Origin of the sequence: Agromyces binzhouensis (assembly GCF_004135055.1) — a bacterium.
Taxonomy (GTDB): Bacteria; Actinomycetota; Actinomycetes; order Actinomycetales; family Microbacteriaceae; genus Agromyces; species Agromyces binzhouensis.
The window spans coordinates 1-1,916 of record NZ_SDPL01000502.1 but is presented as its reverse complement, the minus strand read 5'-3'; the positions used below and the strand labels follow the sequence as shown (position 1 = coordinate 1,916).

Sequence of the window (1,916 nt, the reverse complement as noted above, 5' to 3'; positions counted from 1 at the left end):
CCGCGGCATCCGACTTCGCCGCCACGGTCGAGCGCCTGGGCGTGACGACGGATGCCGCCGAGGCCGCCGTCGCACGCGCGCTGCGCGCCCGCCGCTGACCCCGGGCGATCGCGCTCGCGGACGATTCCCGCGGTGGCGGGCGCATCCAGCCGGCACTCCACCGCAGGGATCGTCCGCACATGTGTGGGCGTCAGCTCGCCGCGGCCTCCTGCGGCGCCGGGATCGGCTCCTTCGGCAGCCGCCGCACCTTCTGCCGACGACGTCGGCGCTCGGGGATCATCGAGCGCATCTCCTCGAGCTTGCCGAAGCAGAGCAGGCGGTCCTCCGCCTCCAGCACGACGCCCTTGCGCGGGTTCGGGATCACGGTGGTGCCGCGGTGCAGGGTGAGCACCGTGATGTCGCGCTCCCAGAGGCCCGATTCGCCGAGGGACTTGCCGATGAGGTCGGCGTCGCCGTGCACGAGGAGCTCGGCCACGCCGTACCCCGTCGACACCGTGAGCCGCTGCCGCACGTCGATCTCGGGGAACGCGACCTGGTTGCCGATGTAGTCGATGATGGCGCCCGCGACATCCAGCTTCGTCGCCGTCTCGATGCCCTGCAGCCCGGGCGACGAGTTCACCTCCATGACGAGCGGCCCCTCGTTGCCCTCGAGCATGTCGACGCCCGCGACCTTCAGGCCCATGATCTGCGCGGAGCGCACCGCGGCCTGCTCGTACTCGGGCGTGAGCTCGACCGGTTCGACGCTGCCGCCGCGGTGCACGTTCGAGCGGAACTCGTCGCCGCTCGCGACGCGTCGCATCGCCGCGACGACGCGGTCGCCCACGACGAGGGCGCGGATGTCCCGCCCGCGGCTCTCGGCGATGAACTTCTGGATCAGCACGTTCTGCTGGGTCGAGTGCAGCGTCTCGATGATCGCCTCGGCGACCTTGATCGTCGGCGCGAGGATGACGCCGATGCCCTGCGTTCCCTCGAGCAGCTTGATGACGACCGGCGCCCCGCCGACCGACTCGATGGCCGGTCGCAGGTCGGCGCGGTTGCGCACGAACGTCGTCGCGGGCAGCGCGATGTTGTGACGCGACAGGATCTGGTTCGCGCGGAGCTTGTCGCGCGCGTTCGTGATGCCGTTCGCGGTGTTCGGCGTGTAGACGTCCATCTGCTCGAACTGGCGGACGACGGCGGTGCCGAAGTACGTGATCGAGTTGCCGATGCGCGGCAGGATCGCGTCGTAGTCCGACAGCGGCCGGCCGCGGTACTGGAGATCGGGTTCGGCGCCGGAGAGGTCGATGCCGAAGCGGAGCGTGTTGAGGACCTTGACCTGGTGTCCGCGCTGCTGCGCTGCAGCACGGAGACGCTGGGTCGAGTACGCCTGCGGCGCGCGCGACAGGATCGCGAGTTTCATTCGGGAGTCCCTGCGAAGATGATCGGGTGACGGATGTGCCGAACCATTCAAACACCATCGCCGGATGGCGCGAATGGGTGCGCCTCCCGCAGGCCGACGTCGCGTGGCTGAAGGCCAAGCTCGACACGGGCGCGCGCTCGTCGGCGCTCCACGCCTTCGACGTCGAGGAGTTCGAGCGCGACGGCGCGGACTGGGTGCGCTTCGGCATCCACCCCTGGCAGGACACCGACGCGGACGCCGCGACGATCGAGCTCCCCGTCCACGATCGGCGGGTCATCCGCAGTTCGACGGGGCACACGCAGGAACGGCTCGTGGTGCTCATGGAGGTCGTGCTGCACGGCCGTCCGGTCACGGCCGAGGTGACGCTCACGAACCGCGACGAGATGGGCTTCCGCATGCTCATCGGGCGCGAGGCGCTGCGGAACGGCTTCCTCGTCGACGCCGGCCGCTCGTTCGTGGGCGGGCGCGCGCCGCGCGACATCCGCCGTCGCAACCGCGGCCGCGCCTGACGCCGCCA

At 70.8% G+C, this 1,916-nt stretch carries 2 protein-coding genes; one reads left to right on the top strand and one right to left on the bottom strand.

All coding sequences use genetic code 11. The annotated features are described in order from the left end of the window. Positions 1–190: 190 nt before the first annotated feature. Entirely contained in the window at positions 191–1,399 is a 1,209-nt protein-coding gene (gene rimK / locus ESO86_RS16125; protein WP_129235859.1) for a 30S ribosomal protein S6--L-glutamate ligase, read from the bottom strand. A gap of 26 nt (positions 1,400–1,425) precedes the next feature. On the opposite strand from rimK, the gene ESO86_RS16120 reads away from it, so the two are divergent. Further along, positions 1,426–1,908: an ATP-dependent zinc protease family protein gene (locus ESO86_RS16120; protein ID WP_207207189.1), complete on the top strand. Its 483-nt coding sequence runs from the start codon at positions 1,426–1,428 to the stop codon at positions 1,906–1,908. Positions 1,909–1,916: the final 8 nt, after the last annotated feature.

What these genes read in the sequence shown, in the direction of transcription:
- rimK (WP_129235859.1), bottom strand. Translation starts at nt 1,399, where the DNA reads ATGAAACTCGCGATCCTGTCGCGCGCGCCGCAGGCGTACTCGACCCAG.